Raw genomic sequence first — 5,674 nt, 5'->3', positions numbered from 1 at the left:
CCCCGACCCCGGCTCCTGCGGTCAAGCACGAGCGCCAGGCCGAGCGGGACGCCAAGGCGGCCGAACGTGCGGCCGCCAAGCAGGCCGCTCGCGAGCAGAAGCAGTCCAAGGGCTCCTCGAGGACACCGGCCGCCGCGCCGGCGGAGAAGGCCCCCAAGGCGGTCAGCCGCCGGGCCCGGCTCCGGATGACCCGCATCGACCCGTGGTCGGTGATGAAGACGTCGTTCCTGCTCTCGATCGCGCTCGGCATCGTGGTCGTGGTCTCGGTCTTCATGGTCTGGACGGTCCTCGACACCGCCGACGTGTGGTCCTCCATCACCCAGACGGTGCGCGACGTCCTGGGCGGCGAGAGCGCCACGACGTTCGACATCGAGGACTACCTGGGCACCCGCCGGGTGGTCGGCTTCGCGATGATCGTCGCCGCCGTCGACGTGGTCCTGCTGACCGCCATCGCCACCCTCGGCGCGTTCCTCTACAACATGTCCGCCTCGCTGCTCGGCGGCATCGAGGTCACGCTCGCCGAGGACAAGTGAGCTGGTCTGCTTGAGGGGGCACCTCCTTTTGGGAGCGCGTCACCTCCTCCGGTAACGTTCCCCCTCGCGTCCCGGCTTCGCCCGGGATGCGGCGGGCCTATAGCTCAGACGGTTAGAGCGCTTCCCTGATAAGGAAGAGGTCAGAGGTTCAAGTCCTCTTAGGCCCACTCACGACATGCACCCCGGTGCGCGAAGCGCTGCGTCGGCGCACGCGGGCAGGAAGCTGCGCTTGCAGCGCTACCCACCGAATCCGACCGCCTGCGGGGCTGGCCTTTCCGACCACGCCCCGTGCCGCCGCGCTCGCTCGGCGACGTACAGGTAGAGGCACAGCCCGAACGCACAGCTGGTGAACAGCGTGGCCACGAAGAACAGCCACGGCCGGCGCAGGCCCCGACGGTAGCCGTCGACGATCGTGAAGAGCGGCAGGACCACCAGGTTGATCCAGATGTAGTCCTGGCCCGCCGACGCCGAGGCGGGGTTGTCGAAGATCTTGGCGGTGAAGTCCGTCCAGCTGCCCGGGCCCGTGAACGCGTTCCCCCCGTCGGCAGGTCGGTAGTCCTGCACGAACTGGTAGTTGAACCAGTAGCCGAGGGCGATCGAGACGACCCCGACGAGGAGGTACGCCGCCTCGAGCAGGGTGAGTGCCGGCCCACCGACCACTCGCCGCACGGCCAGCGGGTTGGCCCGCACGACCAGCCACACGGAGACGACGCCGAGGACCAGGTGGACGACGAGCGCGATCATGCCGTGAGTGTCGAGACCGTCGGCAAGTTCTGTCAACGGTGACACAACTGGTCGCACGGTGTTCCGGTAGCGTGCCCGGCATGGCCCGCGAGCCGCAGACCGTGCGCAGCACCCGGACCCGGGCCGCACTCCGCCGGGCGGCGCTGTCCCGGTTCATGACCCAGGGCGTGGAGGCGACGTCCGTGGAGCAGATCGCCGCGGACGCCGGTGTCACCGTGCGAACGTTCTACCGGCACTTCGCCACGAAGCACGACCTGCTGTTCGCCGACTACGACGCCGGCCTGCACTGGTTCCGCGCGGCCCTCGCCTCCCGGCCGGCGGACGAGCCGCTGGTCCAGTCCGTCCAGGCCGCGATCTTCGCGTTCCCGCAGGACGTGGACGCGATCGCGCAGATGACCCAGATGGCCGCCCTCCGCGTGGAGCAGCTCGACCACGACCGGATCGTGCGACACCTGCGTGGCGTCGAGGCGGACTTCGCCCGCGCGCTCAGCGACCACCTGACCCGTCGCGAACCGCCCGTCACCGCTGACGAGCACCTGGCGGCCGCGGTCACCGCCCGGACGCTGGCCGCGGCGACGTTCGCGGCGATGGAGACCTGGATGGTGCACGGCGAGCGCACCATGGCCGAGCTGTCCCGGTTGTGCCAGCTGGCGCTCGACCAGCTGAGGCACGAGGCGCCCGTCTGACTTTTGTCACTGTTGACGAAACCAGCGCGCGCTGACAGCCTGCGGCGCATGACCCAGTACGACGCGATCGTCATCGGTGCCGGGCACAACGGCCTCACCTCCGCCCTGGTGCTCCAGCGGGCGGGGCTGCGGACCCTGCTGCTGGAGTCGAAGCGCTACACCGGCGGGATGGCGTCCAACGTCGAGCTCTTCGACGGCTACCGCTTCGAGATCGCCGGCTCGGTGCAGATCAGCACGTCGGCCGAGGTGAGCCGCGAGCTCGGGCTGGACACCCTGCCCACGGTCGACCTCGAGGTGATGTCGGTGTCCCTGCTCGGCAACGGGGACGAGCCGCTCATCTACTACACGGACCCGATGCGGCTCTTCGAGCACCTGGTCGGCGTGCACGGCGAGGAGGTCGTCGACGCGATGGCGATGCTGGCCGCGTGGAGCACGGCGCCCGCCAAGGCGTTGGGGCGCTTCGAGGCGCGCGCGCTGCCGAAGACGCTGGACGAGATGTACGCCGTCGCGACCAACGCCTTCGAGCGGCAGGCCATCGACGACCTCATCTACGGGTCGGTGACCGACGTGCTGGACCGGTTCATCCCGGACAAGGAGAAGCACGGCGCCCTGCGGGGGATGCTGTCGTTCCTCGCGATCAACACCGTCTACCGCGGTCCGGCCACCCCGGGCACGGCCGCGTCACTGGCCTACGGCTTCGCGATGCCCTCGGCCGAGGCGCAGCTCGTGTCCAAGATCCGGGGCGGCATCGGCGTGCTGTCCGAGCACCTGGTCGAGCAGTTCGAGGCGGCCGGCGGGGAGCTGCGGATGAACGCGTCGGTCGACCAGATCCTGGCGACCGACGGGAGGGTGACCGGTGTCCGGCTCGCCCCGCATGACCAGCAGAGCGGCGAGGAGATCCCGGCACCGGTCGTGGTCTCGTCGCTCGCGCCGGACCTGACGGTGCTCGACCTGGTGCAGCCGGGCGCGCTGCCCGACGAGAGCCTGGCTCCTTACCGCGGCATCGACCACCGCGGCAGCTACGTCCAGATGCACTTCGCCCTCGACGGCATGCCGACCTTCGCGGCGCCGTACGAGATGCTCAACGACCCTGCCAACCAGGGCAGCATCGGCCTGTTCGCCACCCCTGAGGAGCTCCAGCAGCAGTGGGAGGACTGCCGCAAGGGCATCGTGCCGGAGCGCCCCGCGGTCGCCCTGCAGTTCCCGAGCGTCCACGACCCCGACCTCGCGCCGCCGGGCAAGGTCGCCGCGTCGGCGTTCGCGCTGTGGTTCCCGGTCGAGGCCGACCCCGAGCGCTACGGCGCTCTCAAGGTGGAGATGGGGCAGCGGGTGATCGAGCGGATCAACGGCATCGCCCCCGACTTCGAGTCGAAGATCATCCGGCACACGACGTTCACCCCCAAGCACATGGGCACGATGTTCGGAGCCCCCGGCGGCGACTACTGCCACGGCCTGATGCACGCCGACCAGATGGGCCACAACCGGCCGGGCCCGCGCGGCTACGTGCACGACCCGCTGCCCCTGGCGGGCCTCTGCCTGGGCGGCTGTGGCTGCCACGGCGGCCCGGGCATCACCTTCGTCCCGGGTTACAACGCCGCGCACGCCGCCCTGGAGGACGCTCGCTGAATCTGCCGGGGCCGTGGGCGGTTGGTAGCCTGCCCCGCGTGAAGAAGCTGCTGCTCCTGGCCGCCGCCGCCGCGGGCGCCGTGATCGCCAAGAAGAAGATCGACGAGAGCAAGGCCGAGCAGGCCCTCTGGGCCGAGGCGACGGACGCGGTCAAGCGCAGCTGACCTCCCCCAGCACAGCAGCACGCAGCACCCGGGGCCTTGGCGCAATTGGTAGCGCACCTGCTTTGCAAGCAGGGGGTTAGGGGTTCGAGTCCCCTAGGCTCCACCGCTCGGTCTTTCGGGCCTTGGCGCAATTGGTAGCGGCTCTGTCCATCCTGGGCTTTGCAAGCAGGGGGTGAAGGGTTCGAGTCCCCTAGGCTCCACCGCCACAACTGGGTCGCCGGCGCAGGTGGTTCAGCCCACCGGGGCTCGTGGATGCCGGGCTCCGGTTCCGACGTCAGTACTGTCGAGGGTATGACCGACCTCGGCGTGATCACACGCGGACACGTTCTTGCCGCGACCGCCGAGTGCGACCGCCTCGGGACCGAGCAGTTCCTCAGCCACTACGGCTACGGGCGGGCTCGTGAGTACCTGCTGGTGCTCAACGACCGCGACTACGACTCGAAGGCCATCGTCGGGGTGGCGCACCGCTACGCCGCCGGGCGGGCTCTCGACTCCGAGGAGTTCTCGGGCGGCCGGAGCGGCGCCGCCAAGCTCCTCCGCGACCTGGGCTTCGACGTGTCCGGGCCCGACGACTCCGGCCACTTCGGCGCGGACGACGACGAGCCGTGGCGCGAGGCGGCCGACCTCGACCTCGAGGAGGCCCGGGTCGCCTGGGCCCGTGCCGCGCGTGACTCGCTGGCCGACGTGGCCCGCGGCTACCGCGCGGTCATCACCTACAAGGAGCTGGCCGCCCTGGTGCAGGAGCGGACCCGGATCCGCACCAGCCAGCTGCCCCAGCACTGGCTCGGCGACGTGCTGGCCCGGGTGGCCGTCGAGTGCGCCGAGCGCCAGGAGCCGAACCTGTCCTCGCTCTGCGTCAACGCCCTGGGCAGTGTCGGCGAGGGCTACGCCGTCGCGGTGGGGAAGGCGACGGGCGAGGTGCCCGAGGACGGTGACCTGCACGCGGCCGACCAGCGGCTGGAGTGCTACCGCTTCCACAAGGCGGTCCGGCTTCCCGAGGACGGCGGTACGGCGTCGCTGACCCCGCGCCTGGCCGCGTCGCGAGCCCGGGCCCGCAAGGTCGCCCGCGAGGCCGTGCCGGTCAACACCTGCCCGACCTGCTTCATGGCCATCCCGGCGACCGGCGTGTGCGACAACTGCGGCTGACCCGGGCCTGAGGAACGGACCGGACCCCGAGCGCAGGGCTACAGCGCGACGGGCGCGGTCCCGAACGCGACGTTGAACCGGTCGCACCAGATCACCACTGACCGCAGCCCGTCGAGGTCCGCCGTCGCCGGGATCTCGTAGTTCTGGTTGCCGTTGTTGGCCTTGAGGTCGCCGAGCCGGACGTAGCGGCCGTCGTCGTAGGAGCCCCAGTCGCCCCCGCTCGGCTGGTCGGTCAGCCACAGGTGCAGGTCCGGGCCGTCGGAGGTCGCGAGGCCCTCCAGGCGAAGGAACCGGCGCCCGTCGGCCAGCTCCAGGATCCTCGCGGTGCCGGTCGTGCCGTGCTCGGCGTCCTCGAACTCGCCGGTGGCCAGGACCCGGTCCTGCGGTGGCGGTGGGACGCTCTCGGTCGGCTCGTCAGCGGCCAGTGATTCGGTCGGGACCTCGGTCGTCGGGCTCGCGCTCGGCGTGAGGCTGCTGGTCGGCGCGGCCTCGTCGACGGTGCTGTCGGTGAACAGCCGCCACGGCTGGAACAGCGCGGCACCGATCACGACCGCCACCAGCGCCAGCCCCAGCACCAGCCACAGCACCACCCGCTTCATGCTCCCGAGTATGGGGACCGGTGGGCCGGGCAACCCTTACGGTTTCGGAACGGCGGACCTCCGGCGGGCGAGCGCCCACCAGCCCGCGGCCATCAGCCCGTCCGCGCCGGCGTGCACCACGCGGGCGAGGAGGGCCAGCGCCGTCGCGCCGGCCACCGTGGTCACCGGGGCCAGCA

General features: G+C 71.1%; 7 protein-coding genes and 2 tRNA genes. 7 read left to right on the top strand and 2 right to left on the bottom strand.

Going from position 1 to position 5,674, the window contains the following annotated elements:
* Together JHD21_RS20040 and JHD21_RS20035 are read left to right on the top strand one after the other, a co-directional pair.
* A partial coding sequence (locus tag JHD21_RS20040; protein ID WP_292678905.1) for a DUF3566 domain-containing protein occupies nucleotides 1-533 on the top strand: 533 nt, incomplete at its 5' end.
* A gap of 93 nt (nucleotides 534-626) precedes the next feature.
* Nucleotides 627-700, top strand: a tRNA-Ile gene (locus JHD21_RS20035).
* 70 nt (nucleotides 701-770) lie between these two features.
* On the opposite strand, the gene JHD21_RS20030 is transcribed toward JHD21_RS20035, so the two are convergent.
* Nucleotides 771-1,277, bottom strand: a complete 507-nt coding sequence (locus JHD21_RS20030) for a DUF2834 domain-containing protein (protein WP_292678903.1) — start codon at nucleotides 1,275-1,277, stop codon at nucleotides 771-773.
* An 80-nt stretch (nucleotides 1,278-1,357) separates the two neighbouring features.
* On the opposite strand from JHD21_RS20030, the gene JHD21_RS20025 reads away from it, so the two are divergent.
* The 5 genes from JHD21_RS20025 to JHD21_RS20005 all read left to right on the top strand — a co-directional run bounded on the left by JHD21_RS20025 (nucleotide 1,358) and on the right by JHD21_RS20005 (nucleotide 4,899).
* The gene (locus tag JHD21_RS20025; RefSeq protein ID WP_292678902.1) at nucleotides 1,358-1,963 is read left to right on the top strand and encodes a TetR/AcrR family transcriptional regulator; all 606 of its coding nucleotides are present in this window, start codon (nucleotides 1,358-1,360) and stop codon (nucleotides 1,961-1,963) included.
* 48 nt (nucleotides 1,964-2,011) lie between these two features.
* Nucleotides 2,012-3,589, top strand: coding sequence for an NAD(P)/FAD-dependent oxidoreductase (locus JHD21_RS20020; protein WP_292678899.1), 1,578 nt, complete (start codon nucleotides 2,012-2,014; stop codon nucleotides 3,587-3,589).
* 38 nt (nucleotides 3,590-3,627) lie between these two features.
* A complete protein-coding gene (locus JHD21_RS20015) occupies nucleotides 3,628-3,753 on the top strand; it encodes a DLW-39 family protein (RefSeq protein WP_292678896.1) in 126 nt (41 codons plus the stop codon).
* Between the two features lie 30 nt (nucleotides 3,754-3,783).
* Nucleotides 3,784-3,856: transfer RNA gene (locus JHD21_RS20010), tRNA-Ala, on the top strand.
* 188 nt (nucleotides 3,857-4,044) lie between these two features.
* Nucleotides 4,045-4,899, top strand: coding sequence for a hypothetical protein (locus JHD21_RS20005; RefSeq protein ID WP_292678894.1), 855 nt, complete (start codon nucleotides 4,045-4,047; stop codon nucleotides 4,897-4,899).
* A 38-nt stretch (nucleotides 4,900-4,937) separates the two neighbouring features.
* Here JHD21_RS20005 and JHD21_RS20000 read toward each other — a convergent pair whose 3' ends face one another.
* Complete coding sequence (locus tag JHD21_RS20000) at nucleotides 4,938-5,498, bottom strand: DM13 domain-containing protein (RefSeq protein WP_292678891.1); 561 nt, start codon at nucleotides 5,496-5,498, stop codon at nucleotides 4,938-4,940.
* Nucleotides 5,499-5,674 lie beyond the last annotated feature (176 nt).

Origin of the sequence: Nocardioides sp., from assembly GCF_016462705.1 — a bacterium.
Lineage (GTDB): Bacteria > Actinomycetota > Actinomycetes > Propionibacteriales > Nocardioidaceae > Nocardioides.
The sequence above is the reverse complement of the archived record's forward strand: the minus strand, read 5'-3'. Positions and strand labels throughout refer to the sequence as shown.